A 16991-nucleotide genomic window follows, 5' to 3' on the forward strand; every position below is an offset into this window, starting at 1 on the left:
ATTGCCTATCAAGACACTGCCTTTTTCCAATTTAGCGAAGCAGCGGCCCTCTCGTAGTTTGGTGCAAGCGCATGACGCGCGAGTACTCATAAAAACGACGAGGATTCACCGATGAAACCCACGACCGCATGGGCCCCCGCCCTTGGTTTGATGACTGCGGCCTTGTCCGCTTCGCTGTTCAGTCTGTCGGCCCAGGCTGCGCCCTTGACTCGCGACAACGGTGCCCCGGTGGGCGACAACCAGAATTCCCAGACCGCAGGCGAAACCGGCCCGACCCTGCTGCAGGACGTGCAACTGATCCAGAAGCTGCAGCGCTTCGACCGCGAGCGCATCCCCGAGCGCGTGGTGCATGCCCGCGGCACCGGCGCCCATGGCGAGTTCACCGTCACGGCGGACATCTCCAACCTGACCCGCGCCAAGGTATTCAGCAAGGGCACCACCACCCCGGTGTTCGTGCGTTTCTCCAGCGTGGTGCACGGCAACCATTCCCCGGAAACCCTGCGCGATCCGCGCGGTTTCGCCACCAAGTTCTACACCAGCGAAGGCAACTGGGACCTGGTCGGCAACAACTTCCCGACCTTCTTCATCCGCGATGCCATCAAGTTCCCGGACATGGTGCACGCCTTCAAACCCGACCCGAACACCAACTACGGCAGCAACCGCACCCAGTTCGACTTCTTCAGCCACGTACCGGAAGCCACCCGCACCCTGACCCTGCTGTATTCCAACGAGGGCACGCCGGCCAACTATCGGCAAATGAACGGCAACAGCGTGCACGCCTACAAGCTGGTCAACGACAAGAACGAGTACCGCTACGTCAAGTTCCAGTGGCGCAGCCTGCAGGGCATCAAGAACAACGACCCCAAGCAGACCGAGCAGATCCAGGGCAAGGACTTCAACCATATGAGCCGCGACCTGATCACCACGATCAACGCGGGCGACTACCCCAAATGGGATCTGTATATCCAGGTGCTCGAACCGGCCGACCTGGCCAAGTACGACTTCGATCCGCTGGACGCCACCAAGATCTGGCCGGACGTGCCCTACAGGAAAGTCGGCCAGATGATCCTGAACAAGAACCCGGACAACGTGTTCCAGGAAACCGAGCAGGTGGCCATGGCGCCGTCCAACCTGGTGCCGGGCATCGAGCCCTCCGAGGATCGCCTGCTGCAGGGTCGGCTGTTCTCCTATGCCGACACGCAGATGTACCGCCTGGGCGCCAACCACGCCTTCCTGCCGATCAACAGGGCCAGGGTGCCGGTCAACAACGGTAACCAGGATGGCGCGGCGAACAGCGGCCACGCCACCACCGAGGTGAACTACGAGCCCAGCCGCATCAATCCGCGCCCGGCCAGCGAGCACGCACGCTACAGCAACCTGCCACTGAGCGGCCGCACCGAGCAGAAGAAGATCCGGCGCGAGCAGAACTTCAAGCAGGCCGGTGAGCTGTACCGCTCCTACGACAAGAAGATGCAGGGCGACCTGATCGCCAGCCTGGGCGGCGCCCTGGCCGAGGCCGAAGACGAGAGCAAGCACATCATGCTGTCGTTCTTCTACAAGGCCGATGCGCAGTATGGCGAAGGCCTGACAGAGGTGGCCGGTGGCGACCTGGCGCGGGTCAAGGCGCTGGCTGCCAAGCTGCAGGACTGAGCCTGTCAGGGCGTGACGCGCGGCCCAGTGCCGGGCCGTGCGTCGCAACTTGCGAACCGGGAGCGGCCCCAGGCCGTGCGGGAGGACATCATGTTGCGACCCCTCTGTTTCACCCTGGCGCTGAGCGTTGCAGCACCGCTGCTGGCCGCCACGCCGGCGGCGGATGCCGAGCGCGTCCAGGCGCAATTGCGCGACTACTACTTCCAGGCCGCCCGGGAGGGCAACGTGGCGATGCTCGACGAGTTCATCGCCGCCGGCTACGATCTCGATACCGCGGACGAGAAGGGCTACACGGCACTGATCCTGGCGGCCTATCACGGCCATCGCCAGGCGGTGGAGCGCCTGCTGAGCGCAGGGGCGGACGCCTGCGCCCAGGATCGGCGCGGCAACACCGCGCTGATGGGCGCGATCTTCAAGGGCGAGCTGCGCATCGCCAAACGCCTGCTCGACGCCGATTGTAGCCCGGACCAGCGCAACGACAGGGGTCAGACGGCGGCCATGTACGCGGCATTGTTCCAGCGCAAGGCGATGCTCGATGACCTGGCGGAAAAGGGCGCCGACCTGGACGCCAGGGACGCCTTCGGCAATTCGGTACGGGGCCTGGATAACGGCGAAATACGCACGCGCTGGTCGGCCAGACAGCCCTGATCGACGCGCCCTGGCCATCTTCTGGCCAGTACCCGTTCGTCAGAAACCTGGACGCAATGCGGGTTTGACGGCATCCAGACGGTAACAAAATGCGAACCTGTTGCAACTGCAGGCGACTCAAAAAGAGAGACGCGCCGTATCAGCCTGCCTGATCGCCCTCATCAGCCAAGGAAGCGACCCGGATGCCCGACTTCGTCAAAGCCGACCCGCAGGAAGTACCCCGCCTGCTCCAGGATATGGAGCAACAGGGATATGCCGTTATCGAAGGATTTCTCACCGACGAGCAGCTGCAGGCCGCCCGTGCCCATGTGAACCACGAAGTGGAGCGCCATGAGCACGAGTATTTCGCCCTGCAGGGCCTGGCTGCCGTGAAGGGCAGCATCTTCGAGCAGATGAGCGTCTCGCCCCAGGTCAAGGACCTGTTCCGCCAGGTGTATCAGGGCGGCATTGGCCAGCCACCGCGCTCGCCCGACATCTTTCCCGCGTTGCGCTGTTTGCAGGGGCTGACGGGCAAGCGTGAGTCCTACTATTTCCACTATGACGCGGCGGCCCTGACGGCACTGATCCCACTGGTCACGCCTACCGAGGGGCGCTATTGCGGCGACTTCATCTTCTTCCCGAACCTGCGCAATATCCGCTCCAACCTGTATTTCAACATCCTGGAAAAGGCGCTGATGCAGAACACCCTGACCCAGAAACTGGTCACCTTCGCGGTCAAGCGCGGCTGGCTGAAACCGGTCACCATCAAGATCGTGCCCGGCAACGCCTACTTCTTCTGGGGCTACCGCTCGCTGCACGCCAACGAGCCCTGCGACCCCAAGGCGCTGCGCTCCACCGTGCTGCTGCACTACGGCGAGCCCCACAGCCGCGACAACCTGGCCTCGCGCCTGTTCCTGGGCTGGAATTTCCGCCGCGCACGGATCAGCAACGAGCGCACCACGCGCAAGGACGTCGGCTGAGCCCCAACAGCATTTCGCGGGCGCTAAAATCCAGCGGCAGGTCACACCTCGTCGCCATGCTCTGTCATCATTCGCCGTCTGATTCTGCACCCAGGAACCCTGCATGTCGGCGCTTAACCCCGGTCTGATCGTCATCCATGGCAACCGCCTCGAGGAGCTGCGCGCTCTGGCGGTGGAGTGGATGCGTCGGTACCCGCTGCGCCCGCTGGAGAACGAAGTGCTGCTGGTGCAGAGCAACGGCATCGCCCAGTGGCTCAAGCTGGCGCTGGCCGAGCAGGATGGCTGCGGCATTGCGGCGGCCACCGACGTCAGCCTGCCGGCGCGCTTTCTCTGGCAGGCCTACCGCACGGTGCTGGGCAGCGAGGCGATTCCCCAGCAGTCGCCGCTGGACAAGGCGCCGCTGACCTGGCGGCTGATGCGCCTGCTGCCCAGCCTGCTCGACGAACCCTGTTTCGCGCCGCTGCGGCGCTTTCTGGCGGATGACGCCGACCTGCGCAAGCGCCACCAGCTGGCCGAGCGCCTGGCCGACCTGTTCGACCAGTACCAGGTGTACCGCGCCGACTGGCTGGCGGACTGGGCCGCGGGCCAGGACCAGTTGCGCAACGCCCGTGGCGGCATGAAGCCGCTCGATGAAACCGCACTGTGGCAGCCGCTGCTGTGGCGCACGCTGCTGGCCGATGTCGGCCAGGAGCACTTGTCCCAGAGCCGTGCCGGGGTGCATCCGCGCTTCGTCGCCAGGCTGGCCGAGCTGGATACGCCGCCCCGTGGCCTGCCACGCCGGGTCACGGTGTTCGGCATCTCCTCGCTGCCGGCGCAGATGCTCGAGGCCCTGGCCGCCATGGCGCGCTTCACCCAGGTGATGCTCTACGTGCACAACCCGTCGCAGCACCACTGGGGCGATATCGTCGAGGACAAGGACCTGCTGCGCCATGAGTACCGCCGGCACAAGCGCAAGGCCGGTGGCCAGGCGGGGCAGGTCGGCCAGCTGGGGTTGTTCGACGTCGAGGCGCTGCACCAGCATGGCCAGCCGCTGTTGGCCTCCTGGGGCAAGCAGGGCCGCGATTACATCAACCTGCTCGACCAGTACGACGAGCCGCAGCGCTACCGCGAGCAGTTCGAGCGCATCGACCTGTTCAGTGCGATGGACGAGGGCACGCTGCTCGGCCAGCTGCACAACGACATCCTCGATCTGCGTCCGGTCGAGGAAAGCCGCACCCATTGGCCGGCAGTCGACCCGGCCAGGGACCATTCGTTGCGCTTTCATGTCGCCCACAGCGCCCAGCGCGAGGTCGAGGTGCTGCACGACCAGCTGCTCGCGGCGTTCAGCGCAGACCCGACCCTGCGCCCGCGGGACATCATCGTCATGGTGCCGGATGTGAACACCTACGCCGCGCATATCCGCGCGGTATTCGGCCAGTTCGCGGGTGACGACCCGCGCTTCGTTCCCTTCACCCTGGCCGACCAGGGGCTGCGCGGCAAGGAGCCCCTGGTGATCGCCCTGGAGCACCTGCTGCGCCTGCCCGACAGCCGCTTCAGCGTCAGCGAGGTTCTCGACCTGCTCGACGTGGCGGCGGTGCGTGCCCGCTTCGCCATCGCCGACGAGCAGCTGCCGCTGTTGCGCCGCTGGCTGGAAGGCGCCGGCGTGCGCTGGGGCCTGGATGCCCAGCAGCGCGAAGGCCTCGGCCTGGGCGTCGGGCTGGAACAGAACAGCTGGCGCTTCGGCCTGCGCCGCATGCTGCTCGGCTACGCCGTGGGCGGTGCCGGGGCGCGAGCGGGCATCGAGCCCTACGACGAGATCGGCGGCCTGGATGCCGCGTTGCTCGGCCCGCTGACCCGGCTGCTGGATGCGCTCGAGCTGCACGGCGAGCGCCTGGCCGAAACCCTGCTGCCGGTGACCTGGGGCGAGCGCCTGCGGGCGCTGCTGGAGGATTTCTTGCTGCCCCAGGACGAGCGCGACGAAGTGCTGCGCAACCAGGCCCAGGATGCCCTGGAAGGCTGGCTGGAACTCTGCGAGGCGGCCGGCCTGGAAGAACCCCTGCCGCTGGCCGTGGTGCGCGAAGCCTGGCTGGGCGGGCTGGATCAGGGGGGGCTCAGCCAGCGCTTCCTGGCGGGGGCGGTTAATGTCTGTACGCTGATGCCGATGCGCGCCATTCCGTTTCGGCACCTGTGCCTGCTGGGCATGAACGATGGCGATTACCCGCGCAGCCAGGCGCCGCTGGATTTCGACCTGATGGGCGGCGACTACCGCCCCGGCGACCGCTCGCGCCGCGAGGACGACCGCTACCTGCTGCTCGAAGCGTTGCTGGCGGTGCGCGAGCGCCTGACCATCAGCTGGGTCGGGCGCAGCATTCGTGACAACACCGAGCGCCCGCCGTCGGTGCTGGTCGGCCAGTTGCGCGACCACCTGGCCAGCGCCTGGCGCCTGGTGGGCGGCGGCGATCTGCTCCACGCCCTGACCACCGAGCACCCGTTGCAGCCTTTCAGCCGCCGCTATTTCTCCGCCGACGGGCCGCTGTTCAGCTACGTGCACGAATGGGCCGCCTCCCACCGCGCGCCGCTGGTGCCGGCCGGCGAGCAGCCCCTTGGCGCCTATGTGGTGGACGACGCGCTGAACCTGGAAACCCTGCAGCGTTTCCTGCGTGACCCGGTCAAGCAGTTCTTCACCGGGCGCCTCAAGGTGCACCTGGACGAAGCCGAGCAGGCCGAGCTGGATGCCGAGCCTTTCGCCCTGGGTGGCTTGCAGCGCCACCAGATCCAGCAGGAACTGCTGCAGGCCGCCGCCCTGGCGCTGCAGGAGAGCCAAGGCGTCGACGCAGCGCTGGCCAAGGCCGCGCGGCGCATCCAGCGCAGTGGCCGGCTGCCGGTGGCCGGGTTCGGTGAGCGCCTGGGCGCCCAGTTGCTCGAACCCTTGCCGGCGCAGCTGCAGGGCTATGCCGCGCTGCTGGCGCGCTGGCCCGAGCAGTTGCCGTCGCCGGTTCGCCTGAGCTTCGCCCATGCTGGCCTGGCACTGGAGGACTGGCTCGGCGATCTGCACGCTGCCGGCAACGCCCTGGCTCGGCTGGAACTGCAGCCCGGCGGGCTGAAGCGCAAGGACCGCTCCTACAAGTGGCACCGCCTGCTCAGGCCCTGGGTCAGCCATGTGGCGGCCGCCGCCTGCGGCCATCCGCTGACCACGCTGCTGGTCGCCGAGGACGTGCGCCTGGCCTTCGCGCCGTTGACCCAGGGCGAGGGTGAACAGCTGTTGCGCCAGTGGCTCGATGCCTACGCCGCCGGCATGCAGGCGCCGCTGCCGGTAGCGATCAGAACGGTTGCGGCCTGGTTTGCCCAGCTCGACAAGAGCGGGAATGAAGACCAGGCCGCGGACGCTGCCCGCAAGGTCTACGAAGGCGACGGCCACACCACCAGCGGTGAAGTGCAGCAGAGCGCCAGCCTGGCCCGCCAGTACCCGGATTTCGACGCCTTGCTGGGCGACGGCCGGTTCGCCCACTGGGGCGCCGTGCTTTACCAGTCGCTATTCGAGGCGGCGATCAGCGAACTTCAGGACGATCAGCCATGAGCCAACCAGCACGCCCCCTGGCGCTCAGCTTCCCGCTGCACGGCAGCCGCCTGATCGAGGCCAGCGCGGGCACCGGCAAGACCTACACCATCTCGGCGCTGTACCTGCGCCTGATCCTGCGTCATGGCGGCGAGGCGGCCTTTCGCGAGCCGCTGCTGCCGCCGCAGATTCTCGTCGTGACCTTTACCGATGCGGCCACCCGGGAGCTGCGTGACCGCATCCGCGCGCGCCTGGTGGAGGCGGCCACGGTATTTCGCGAGGATGCTGACGGCGATGCCTTGCTGGCGACCCTCAAGGCCGACTTCGCCTCGGCCGAATGGCCCGAGTGCGCCCGGCGCCTGGAGCTGGCGGCACAGTGGATGGACGAGGCGGCGGTGTCGACCATTCACGGCTGGTGCCAGCGCATGCTGCGCGAGCATGCCTTCGACAGCGGCAGCCTGTTCAGCCAGACCCTGGAAACCGACCACAGCGAACTGCTTGCCGAAGTGGTGCGTGACTACTGGCGCCAGCACTGCTACCCGCTGCAGGGCCTGGCCCTCGACTGGGTGGCGGAGAACTGGGGCGAGCCGGACGTGCTGGGCCAGCGCATCCGCCCGCTGCTCGGCGAACAGGACGACGGCGCCGTTTTGGCCCTGGGTGAACTGCTGGATGGCACCTTGCAGGCCCGCCAGCGCGCACTGATTGCCCTCAAGCAGCCCTGGGGAACCTGGGCCGACGCCCTGCAGGGCCTGCTCGACCAGGCCGCGACCGACAAACAGGTCGATGCCCGCAAGCTGCAGGCGCGCTACTACAAGCCCTGGCTCGACAAGCTGCGCGCCTGGGCCCATGGCGATGACGAGGTGCTGGATATCGGCAGCGGCTTCAGCCGCCTGACCCCGGATGGTCTGGCCGAGGCCTGGAAGGTCGGCGCGCCGCCTGCACATCCGGCACTCGATGCCATGGCCAGGCTCAAGGCCGAACTCGACGCCTTGCCTGCACCGAACGATGCCGCGCTGCGCCACGCCGCCGCCTGGATTCGCCAGCGCTTCGACCGCGAGAAACGCCAGCGCGCCGAGATGGGCTTCGACGACATGCTCAGCCGCCTGGACGATGCCCTGCAGGGCGACAGCGGCCCGCGCCTGGCGGAGGTGATTCGCCAGCAGTTCCCGGTGGCGCTGATCGACGAGTTCCAGGACACCGACCCGCTGCAGTACCGCATCTTCGACACGCTCTACCAAGTTGAAGCCAATAGATCGGATTCTGGCCTGTTTATGATCGGCGATCCCAAGCAGGCCATCTATTCGTTTCGCGGCGCGGACATCCACACCTACCTGCGCGCCCGCCGTGCCACCGCCGGGCGGCACTACAACCTGGACACCAACTTCCGCTCCAGCGAGGCCATGGTGGCGGCGGTCAACGGCTTGTTCGGGCTGGCCGAGGTTTGGGAAGGCGGGCAGGGCGCCTTTCTGCTGCGCGACGACCTGCCGTTCATCCCGGTCGGCGCCCAGGGCCGCAAGGAAGTCTGGACCGTCGAGGGCCAGGCGCAGCCAGCCCTCAATCTCTGGCACCTGCCCAGCGAAGAGGCGGTCGCCAAGGGCCGTTATCTGGACGCCCTGGCCGCCAGCGCGGCAAGCGAGATCGTCCGCCTGCTGGTGCTTGGCCAGCAGCAGCGCGCCGGCTTTAGCGAAAACGGCGAACTGACGGCCCTGCGGCCCAGCGATATCGCCGTGCTGGTGCGCGATTTCAAGGAAGCCCAGGCGATTCGAGGCGAGTTGGCAGCCCGTGGCGTGCGCAGCGTGTACCTGTCGGACAAGGATTCGGTGTACGCCACCGTGGAGGCCCGTGACCTGCTGCTGTGGCTGCGTGCCTGCGCCGAGCCCGACCAGGACCGCCCGCTGCGTGCGGCATTGGCCAGCCCGACCCTGGGCGTGAGCCTCTACGAGCTGGAGCAACTGAACCTCGACGAGCGCTTCTGGGAGGCGCGGGTCATGCAGTTTCGTGGTTACCGCCAGCGCTGGCAGCGCCAGGGCGTGCTGCCGATGCTGCGCCAGTTGCTGCAGGATTTCGGCCTGCCCCAACGGCTGATGAGCCGCCCTGATGGCGAGCGGGTGCTGACCAACCTGTTGCACCTGGCCGAGTTGCTGCAACTGGCCGCCGCCGAACTGGACGGCGAGCTGGCGCTGATCCGCCATCTGGGCGAGTGCCTGGCCGGGCGCGGCCAGGCGGCCGAGGAGCAGGTGCTGCGCCTGGAAAGCGACGATGCCCTGGTGCGCGTGGTGACCATCCACAAATCCAAGGGCCTGGAGTACCCACTGGTGTTCCTGCCCTTCATCTGTTCCTTCCGCCCACTGGACGACAAGAAGCCGGTGCAGGTGCACGATGGCGAACGCCGCCGGCTGCTGCTCAAGCCCGATGAAGAAAACCTGGAAAAGGCCGAGCGCGAGCGCCTCGGCGAAGACCTGCGCCTGCTCTATGTGGCGCTGACCCGCGCCCGGCATGCCTGCTGGCTGGGTGTGGCGGACCTGAAGATCGGCACCGCCAAGACCTCGCGCCTGCACCAGAGCGCCCTGGGCTACCTGCTCGGCGCGGGTCAGCCACTGGGGCAGAGCGCGCAACTGATCGACTGGCTGAGCCCGCTGGCCGATCCACCGCGCTGCGTGACGTTGCCGGCCCCCGAGGCCAGTGATCAGCAATACCGCGCGCAAGATGCCGAGGCGTTCGAGCCCCATTGGCGTACGCCACTGCGCCGCGCCGCCGAGCATTGGTGGATCGCCTCCTACAGCGCCTTGCGTATGGAGGAGGGCGAGACCCGCGTGACCGACCGCCACGAGGACGTTTCGCCGGACAGCTCGGCCGTGCAGATCGCCAGCGACGATGAGGATCCGGCCCTGGCGCTGGAGCAGATACCGGTTTCGGCCCAGGGCCTGCACCGTTTTCCACGCGGGCCGAACCCCGGCACCTTCCTCCACGGCCTGCTGGAAATCGCCGCTGCCGAAGGCTTCGCGGCCATGGCAGCGGCGCCGGAGGTGCTGCGTGAGCACCTGGCGCGGCGTTGCCAGCGGCGAGGCCTGCAGATCTGGATCGAGCCGCTATGGCTGTGGCTGCAGGACCTGCTGGTGCAGCCCCTGTTGCTCGACAGCGGGAAAGCGGTAAGCCTGGCGCAGCTGAGCGAATACCAGGCCGAGCTGGAGTTCTGGTTCGAGGCCCGCCGGGTCGACGTGCTGCGCCTGGATGCCCTGGTGCAGCATTTCGAGATGCCTGGCGTGGCGCGCCCGGTATTGAGCCCCGATACCCTCAACGGCATGTTCAAGGGTTTCATCGACCTGGTGTTCGAACATGAGGGGCGCTACTACGTGGTCGACTACAAGTCCAACTGGCTGGGCGCCGACGAGCAGGCCTACACGGCCGAAGCCATGAATGCCGCGGTGGCCAGCCACCGCTACGACCTGCAGTACGTGCTCTACGTGCTGGCCCTGCATCGCCACCTGCGCCTGCGCCTGGCCGATTACCACTACGACACCCATATGGGCGGCGCGCTGTACCTGTTCCTGCGCGCCCCCGGCGCCGGGCAATACCTGGCGCGCCCGCAGCGGGCGCTGATCGAGAGGCTCGATGCGCTGTTTCTCGGCGAGCCGGTGGAGGAGCTGGCATGACGCCGATGCTGGAAAATCGCGAGGCGCTGTTCGAGCTGCTGACGGCCTGGAGCGGACGTGGCTGGCTGCGTGAGCTGGACCGTACCCTGGCGCATTTCTTCGCCGACCTCGACCCCCAGGCATCGCCGTTGCTGCTGCTGGCCGCGGCGTTGGCCAGCCATCAGCTGGGTCAGGGCCATGTGTGCCTCGACCTGCAGACCACCCTGGCCGATCCGGATTCGGCGCTGTCGCTGCCGCCGGAAGGCGAGGACGCCGAGGGCGTCAGCCTGCTGCCCTCCGAGGTCCTGGCCGGTCTGAGCGTCGACGCCTGGCTGGCGGCCTGTGCCGGCAGCGCCTTGCTGCACGGCGCCGAGGATGAAGTCGCGCCGCTGGTGCTGCGCGGCAGCTGCCTGTACCTGCGCCGTTACTGGGATTACGAGCGCAGCGTCGCCGAGGATATCGGCGAGCGCCTGCAGGGGGACGATGCGCCGGCCGATCTCGCGCAGCGCCTGGCCGCGCTGTTTCCCGAGCCGCTGCAGCTCGAGAGCAGGCGCCTGACCGACTGGCAGAAGCTGGCCTGCGCCCTGGCGGCGCGGGGGCGCTTCACCCTGATCACTGGCGGCCCCGGCACCGGCAAGACCACTACGGTGGTGCGCCTGCTGGCGCTGCTGCAGGCCGCCGCTCTGGATCGGGGGGCACCCTTGCGCCTGAGCCTGGCCGCGCCCACCGGCAAGGCGGCGGCGCGGCTGACCGAATCCATCGGCGCCCAGGTGGCGAGCTTGCCGGTCAGCGAGACGGTACGCGGGCAGATTCCCAATACGGTCACCACGCTGCACCGTCTGCTCGGCAGTCGACCGGACAGCCGGCATTTCCGTCACCATGGGGCCAACCCGCTGCCGCTGGATGTGCTGGTGGTCGACGAAGCCTCGATGATCGACCTGGAAATGATGGCCAACCTGCTCGACGCGCTGCCGATACATGCGCGGCTGATCCTGCTCGGCGACAAGGACCAGTTGGCCTCGGTGGAGGCCGGCGCGGTACTGGGTGATCTGTGTCGCGATGCCGAAGCCGGCGGCTACAGCGAGGCCACCCGTGCCTGGCTGGCGCAACAGACCGGCGAGCGCATCGAGGGGCCTGGGTTGCAGCCGGGCGAGCAGGCGCTGTCGCAGCATATCGTCATGCTCCGCCATTCCCGGCGCTTCGCCGGCGGCTCCGGTATCGGCCGCCTGGCTCTGGCGGTAAACCGCGGTGCGGCCCTGGAGGCCCGCCAGGTGCTGGCGACAGGGGGAGCGGACCTGCATCAACTGCGCCTAAGCGGGGAACAGGACCGTGCCTTCGAGCGCCTCCTGCTCGATGGCTTGCCAGGGCACGAAGGGCGGGCCGTGGGCTACGCCGATTACCTGAGCGTTATGCGTGAGCAGCGCCCGGGGTTGCAGGATGGTGAGGCGCGCTGGAGCACCTGGGCCGCCGCGGTGCTGGCGGCCTTCGATCGCTTCCAGTTGTTGTGTGCGGTGCGCAAGGGCCCTTGGGGCGTCGAGGCGCTCAACGGGCGTATCGCCCATGCGTTGCTGCAACACGGGTTGATCGAGCAGGAGCACGGCTGGTACGAGGGCCGCCCGGTGCTGGTCACCCGCAACGACTATGGCCTGGGCCTGATGAACGGCGATATCGGCATTGCCCTGCGCCTGCCCGAGCCGGCGCTGGAGGTGGGCGGGCCACTGCGCTCGGCGCTGCGCGTGGTGTTTCCGCGCAACGACGGTTCGGGCGAGCTGCGCTCGATCCTGCCCAGCCGCCTGGGCGCGGTGGAAACCGTGTTCGCCATGACCGTGCACAAATCCCAGGGCTCGGAGTTCGCCCACTGCGCCCTGGTGCTGCCGGATACCCTCAACCCGGTGCTGACCAAGGAACTGGTGTACACCGGGATCACCCGCGCCCGGGATTGCTTCAGCCTGATCGAAAGTCGCGCCGGCATCTTCGAGGCCGCTATCCAGCGCCGTGTGGAGCGGCGCAGTGGGTTGTGGGAGCGGTTGGTCGGGGACAGGCCTTAACGGCATACCTGCCTATGTGCTTGACTCATCCCGCCCTGTGGGAGCGGGCCATGCCCGCGAATCGGGCGCATGGCGCCCTCCCACAGGAGGCCAGTTCGCCCTCAGGCCCTTAGATGGGCCGGCTGCGCCGGCGACAGCCCCATCAACAACACTTGGCTCAGGGCACCTTCACCCCTACGCCATCGAGCATCTCCACCAGGCGAATCAGCGGCAGGCCGATCAGGCTGTTGACGTCGCTGCCTTCGGTACCGCGGAACAGGCTGATGCCCAGGCCCTCGGCCTTGAAACTGCCGGCGCAGTCGTAGGGCTCTTCGGCATTCAGGTAGCGGGCGATCTGTTCGCTGCTCAAGGTGCGAAAATGCACCGTATAAGGAACGCAGTCGACCTGGCAGGCGCCGCTGCTGCTGTCGAGCAGCGCCAGGCCGGTCAGAAAGGTCACGCTCCTGCCGCTGGCGGCGCTGAGCTGGGCATGGGCGCGTTCGAAACCGTGGGGCTTGCCGAGCACCTGGCCGTCGAGCACCGCCACCTGGTCGGAACCGATGATCAGGTGGGCGGGGAATCGCTCGGCCAATGCTGCGGCCTTTTCCCGGGCCAGGCGGCGCACCAGTTGCTCGGCCGATTCGCCATCCTGGCGCGCCTCGTCGATACTCGGCGCGGCCCATTCGAAGGGCTGGCGCAGGCGGCTCAGCAGCTCGCGGCGGTAGGGGGAACTGGAGGCGAGAACCAGGGGCGGCATGGGCATTGACCTCGTGGGGAACGGAGCGCCGATTCTAGTCGTCGGCCAAGGTGCTGGACAGGCGGAATTTCCTTTGACAGCGCACGGTTGCATCCATAGAATGCGGCGCCTATGTCAAATGGCCCGATTCCACCTCACGTTGATCCACGCAAACTCGCTGACCGCGGCGCCACCCTCCAGGGTGAATTGCCGTTAGCCGATTTTTCGAGGCTCTGCGATCCTCTCGCCGACAATGGCGGCAACGTGCGTGCGAAGCTCAGCTTCGAACGTGACGAGCGCCATGCTGTGGTCATCCACAGCCAGCTTGAGGTCGAAGTCAAGATGGTTTGCCAGCGGTGTCTGGATCAGGTCACCTTACCGATCCTCAGCGAGTGTGATTACGCTGTGGTGAAGGAAGGCGCGAATACCCAGTCCGTGCCGCAAGGCTATGACGTACTGGAAATGGGTGAAGATCCTCTGGATCTGTTGGCCTTGATCGAGGATGAGCTGTTGCTCGCCTTGCCCATCGTGCCGATGCATGACCCGAAAGATTGCCAGCAGCCGGCGGGCCTCGATGAGCCCGAACCGAGCGAGGACGAGGTGACGCGGTCCAACCCGTTCAGTGTATTGGCACAGTTAAAGCGTGACCCAAACGTTTAGGAGTTAACTAGTATGGCTGTTCAGCAGAACAAAAAATCCCGTTCCGCCCGTGACATGCGTCGTTCGCATGACGCGCTCGAGGGTAACGCTCTGTCCGTTGAGAAGAGCACCGGTGAAGTTCACCTGCGTCACCACGTATCGCCGGAAGGCGTTTACCGTGGTCGCAAAGTGATCGACAAGGGCGCTGACGAGTAAATCTTGTCCGCTCCGATCATCGCGATTGATGCAATGGGTGGGGACTTCGGTCCCCACTGCATTGTTCCAGCCAGCGTCGCCTGTCTGGCCGAATTCCCCTCGCTGCATCTGGTCCTCGTCGGCCAAGCTCCCCTGATCGAAGAACTGCTCGCTGGTATCCCCGGCGTCGATCGCGCACGCCTGCGCGTCGAGCATGCGGGCGAAATCGTCGAGATGGGCGAGCGGCCCGGGCAGGCCCTGCGCGGCAAACCGGATTCCTCGATGCGCGTGGCGCTGGAGGCGGTGCGTGATGGGCGGGCCCATGCCTGCGTGAGCGCGGGCAATACCGGTGCGCTGATGGCGCTATCGCGGCACGTGCTGAAAACCCTGCCGGGCATCGATCGGCCGGCGATGATCGCCGCCATTCCCAGCCGCAACGGCGTGTGCCTGTTGCTGGACCTGGGCGCCAACGTCGATTGTACGGCCGAGCAGCTGTGCCAGTTCGCGATCATGGGCGCGGTGGCCGCCGAGGTGCAGGGTACCCAGGCGCCGCGTGTCGGTTTGCTCAACGTGGGCAGCGAAGAGACCAAGGGCAACCAGCAGGTCAAGCAGGCCGCGGCGCTGCTCGAAGGCGTCGACGGCCTCAACTACATCGGCTTCGTCGAAGGCGATGGCCTGTATGGCGGCGAGGCCGATGTGCTGGTGTGCGACGGTTTCGTCGGCAATGCCCTGCTCAAGTCCAGCGAAGGGCTGGTGACCATGATCGTGTCACGGCTCGAGGCGCTGTTTCGCAGCACTCTGCTGGGTCGTGTAGCCGGTCTTCTGGCCTTGCCGGTGCTGCGTCGCCTGCGTGGCGAGCTGGCGCCGGCGCGCCACAACGGCGCGAGTTTTCTCGGCCTGCAGGGCATCGTGGTGAAGAGCCACGGCAGTGCCGGGCCGGATGGCATCAAGAGCGCCATTGGCCGGGCGATGACCGATGTGCAGGAAAATTTACCCGCGCGACTGGGTGGTCGAATCGAGCACTTGATCCGTAATATGTGACCGCTCGGGATGGCCAGCCATCCAAGGTGTCAGATTTCCAGCGCTCGCCCGTGGCGGGCGTAACTTTTTCGACGAGAAGATCACTAAGGGAACCGTTCCATGTCTGCATCCCTCGCATTCGTCTTTCCCGGTCAGGGCTCCCAAGCGCTGACCATGTTGGCCGGGCACGGCGCCGAGCACGCGCTGATTCTCGATACCTTCGGCGAAGCTTCGAGCGCCCTGGGCTACGACCTGTGGGCACTGACCCAGCAGGGCCCGGAAGAGCAGCTCAACCAGACCGACAAGACCCAGCCCGCGATCCTCGCTGCTTCCATCGCCCTGTGGCGCCTGTGGCTGGCCGAAGGTGGTGCGCGCCCGGCATTCGTCGCCGGTCATAGCCTGGGTGAGTACAGCGCGCTGGTCGCTGCCGGCGCCGTCGGCTTCGCCGAAGCAGTGAAGCTGGTCGAGCTGCGTGGTCAGCTGATGCAGCAGGCGGTCCCGGCCGGGCAGGGCGGCATGGCGGCGATCATCGGCCTGGAAGATGCCGACGTGCAGGCGGCCTGCGCCGAGGCGGCCCAGGGTGATGTGGTCAGTGCGGTAAACTACAACGCGCCGGGGCAGGTAGTCATCGCCGGTTCCGCGGCTGCCGTGGCGCGCGCCGTCGAGGCCTGCAAGGCCCGTGGCGCCAAGCGTGCGCTGCCGTTGCCGGTCAGCGTGCCGTCGCACTGCGAGCTGATGCGCCCGGCTGCCGAACGTTTTGCCGAGGCGGTCAACGCCATCGCCTGGCAGGCGCCGCAGATTCCCCTGGTGCAGAACGTCAGTGCGGCCGTGGTGGCGGACCTCGATACCCTCAAGCGCGACCTGCTGGCTCAGCTGTACAGCCCGGTGCGTTGGGTCGAGTCCATCGTTCGCCTCGGCGAGCAGGGCGTTACCGATCTGGTCGAATGTGGCCCCGGCAAGGTGCTGTCGGGGCTGAACAAGCGGTGTGTCAAGGGCGTCAACACCCACAACCTCGACACCCCCGAAAGCTTTGCCGCCGCGCGCGCCGCACTGGCCGCCGTACAGTCCTGAACAAGGGAGAATGCTATGAGTCTGCAAGGTAAGGTTGCACTGGTCACCGGTGCCAGCCGTGGTATTGGTCAGGCCATCGCCCTGGAACTGGGCCGTCAGGGCGCCGTGGTGATCGGTACCGCCACGTCCGAGGCGGGTGCCGAGCGCATCGCCGCGACCCTCAAGGAAAACGGCATCGAAGGCACCGGCCTGATGCTCAACGTCAGCAACGACGAATCCGTTGCGGCGACCCTGGAGAAGATCCAGAAGGATTTCGGCCAGGTGCTGGTGTTGGTCAACAATGCCGGCATCACCCGCGACAACCTGATGCTGCGCATGAAGGACGACGAGTGGTACGACGTGATCGATACCAACCTCAACAGCCTGTATCGCCTGTCGAAGGCGGTGCTGCGCGGCATGACCAAGGCCCGTTTCGGGCGTATCATCAACATCGGTTCGGTGGTGGGTGCCATGGGCAACGCCGGGCAGGTGAACTATGCAGCCGCCAAGGCCGGCCTGGAAGGCTTTGGCCGTGCGCTGGCCCGTGAGGTGGGCTCGCGCTCGATCACGGTCAACGCCGTGGCACCGGGTTTCATCGATACCGACATGACCCGTGAATTGCCCGAAGCGCAACGTGAAGCGCTGCTGACACAGATTCCGCTGGGCCGTCTGGGGCAGGCGCAGGAAATCGCCAACGTGGTTTCTTTCCTTGCTTCCGATGGTGCAGCTTACGTCACAGGGGCTACTATCCCTGTGAACGGCGGGATGTACATGAGCTGAATAAAGGCGCGTCGTCGGCGATCGTCGACGATTCGATGCGGACCTGGTGGTAAAGCAGTCAGTTTGCAGATCGAATCGTTGGCGTATTTCCGTGGGCGCCACCGGCTTTCAGCTTGAAAA

At 66.8% G+C, this 16991-nt stretch carries 12 protein-coding genes; 11 read left to right on the forward strand and 1 reads right to left on the reverse strand.

All coding sequences use genetic code 11. From position 1 onward, the window contains the following. Positions 1-150: 150 nt before the first annotated feature. The 6 genes from SA190iCDA_RS11470 (at position 151) to recD (ending at position 12472) form a co-directional block, all read left to right on the forward strand. The gene (locus SA190iCDA_RS11470) at positions 151-1650 is read left to right on the forward strand and encodes a catalase (RefSeq protein WP_419203926.1); all 1500 of its coding nucleotides are present in this window, start codon (positions 151-153) and stop codon (positions 1648-1650) included. Positions 1651-1740: 90 nt separating this feature from the next. Next, positions 1741-2298, forward strand: coding sequence for an ankyrin repeat domain-containing protein (locus SA190iCDA_RS11475; protein WP_070886951.1), 558 nt, complete (start codon positions 1741-1743; stop codon positions 2296-2298). Between the two features lie 182 nt (positions 2299-2480). Continuing rightward, entirely contained in the window at positions 2481-3257 is a 777-nt protein-coding gene (locus SA190iCDA_RS11480; protein ID WP_070886950.1) for a hypothetical protein, read from the forward strand. Between the two features lie 103 nt (positions 3258-3360). Then, the gene (gene recC / locus SA190iCDA_RS11485; RefSeq protein ID WP_070886949.1) at positions 3361-6813 is read left to right on the forward strand and encodes an exodeoxyribonuclease V subunit gamma; all 3453 of its coding nucleotides are present in this window, start codon (positions 3361-3363) and stop codon (positions 6811-6813) included. Continuing rightward, positions 6810-10445 carry an exodeoxyribonuclease V subunit beta gene (gene recB / locus SA190iCDA_RS11490; RefSeq protein WP_070886948.1) on the forward strand — a complete coding sequence of 1212 codons (3636 nt, stop codon included), beginning with the start codon at positions 6810-6812 and terminating at the stop codon, positions 10443-10445. The genes recC and recB overlap by 4 nt, the downstream gene beginning before the upstream one ends. Next, on the forward strand, positions 10442-12472 hold the full coding sequence (recD, locus tag SA190iCDA_RS11495; RefSeq protein ID WP_070886947.1) for an exodeoxyribonuclease V subunit alpha: 2031 nt from the start codon (positions 10442-10444) through the stop codon (positions 12470-12472). The genes recB and recD overlap by 4 nt, the downstream gene beginning before the upstream one ends. Before the next feature lie 157 nt (positions 12473-12629). Here recD and SA190iCDA_RS11500 read toward each other — a convergent pair whose 3' ends face one another. After that, complete coding sequence (locus SA190iCDA_RS11500; RefSeq protein WP_070886946.1) at positions 12630-13208, reverse strand: Maf family protein; 579 nt, start codon at positions 13206-13208, stop codon at positions 12630-12632. A 111-nt stretch (positions 13209-13319) separates the two neighbouring features. Here SA190iCDA_RS11500 and SA190iCDA_RS11505 point away from each other — a divergent pair, with 111 nt between their 5' ends. From SA190iCDA_RS11505 to fabG, 5 genes are all read left to right on the forward strand, one after another. Then, on the forward strand, positions 13320-13847 hold the full coding sequence (locus tag SA190iCDA_RS11505; RefSeq protein WP_070886945.1) for a YceD family protein: 528 nt from the start codon (positions 13320-13322) through the stop codon (positions 13845-13847). A 12-nt stretch (positions 13848-13859) separates the two neighbouring features. Beyond that, the gene (gene rpmF / locus SA190iCDA_RS11510) at positions 13860-14042 is read left to right on the forward strand and encodes a 50S ribosomal protein L32 (protein ID WP_025167420.1); all 183 of its coding nucleotides are present in this window, start codon (positions 13860-13862) and stop codon (positions 14040-14042) included. A 3-nt stretch (positions 14043-14045) separates the two neighbouring features. Further along, positions 14046-15062, forward strand: coding sequence for a phosphate acyltransferase PlsX (plsX, locus tag SA190iCDA_RS11515; protein WP_139159535.1), 1017 nt, complete (start codon positions 14046-14048; stop codon positions 15060-15062). A gap of 99 nt (positions 15063-15161) precedes the next feature. After that, the gene (gene fabD, locus SA190iCDA_RS11520) at positions 15162-16112 is read left to right on the forward strand and encodes an ACP S-malonyltransferase (RefSeq protein WP_070886943.1); all 951 of its coding nucleotides are present in this window, start codon (positions 15162-15164) and stop codon (positions 16110-16112) included. A 15-nt stretch (positions 16113-16127) separates the two neighbouring features. Then, entirely contained in the window at positions 16128-16871 is a 744-nt protein-coding gene (fabG, locus tag SA190iCDA_RS11525; RefSeq protein ID WP_042556697.1) for a 3-oxoacyl-ACP reductase FabG, read from the forward strand. Positions 16872-16991 lie beyond the last annotated feature (120 nt).

It is taken from the genome of Pseudomonas argentinensis (genome assembly GCF_001839655.2).
In the GTDB taxonomy this organism is placed as follows: domain Bacteria; phylum Pseudomonadota; class Gammaproteobacteria; order Pseudomonadales; family Pseudomonadaceae; genus Aquipseudomonas; species Aquipseudomonas argentinensis_B.